This window comes from Streptomyces sp. DH12 (assembly GCF_020873895.1).
Taxonomy (GTDB): Bacteria; Actinomycetota; Actinomycetes; order Streptomycetales; family Streptomycetaceae; genus Streptomyces.
This window is the reverse complement of sequence record NZ_JAHWGT010001400.1, coordinates 1-416: the sequence shown is the minus strand read 5'-3', so window position 1 is coordinate 416 and position 416 is coordinate 1. Positions and strand designations below refer to the sequence as shown.

General features: G+C 72.8%; 1 protein-coding gene. It reads left to right on the top strand.

The features are described from left to right. Positions 1–416, top strand: a 416-nt coding sequence (locus tag LPA54_RS40275) for a MerR family transcriptional regulator (protein ID WP_228985388.1), incomplete at both ends; no start/stop codon positions are given.

The following is a 416-nucleotide window of genomic DNA, read 5'->3' as shown; positions in this document are numbered from 1 at the left end:
CCGGCACCTGCGCCGGACCCCCGCAAGGCGACCGGCGGCCGGACGGCCAGGACAAGTACACGATCAGCGAGGTGGCCGCCCTCACCGGGCTGACCGCGCACACCCTGCGCTGGTACGAGCGCATCGGACTCATGCCGCACATCGACCGCTCCCACACCGGGCAGCGGCGCTACACCAACCGCGACCTCGACTGGCTCGCCCTGGTCGGCAAGCTCCGCCTGACCGGCATGCCGGTCGCCGACATGGTGCGCTACGCCGAACTGGTCCGGGCCGGCGACCCCACGTACGCCGAGCGCTTCGAGCTGCGCAAGGCGACCCGCGAGGACGTGCTGGCGCGCATCGCCGAACTCCAGGGCACCCTCGCCGTCCTGGACCGCAAGATCAGCTTCTACTCGGACGCCGGGCGCGCCCTGGCC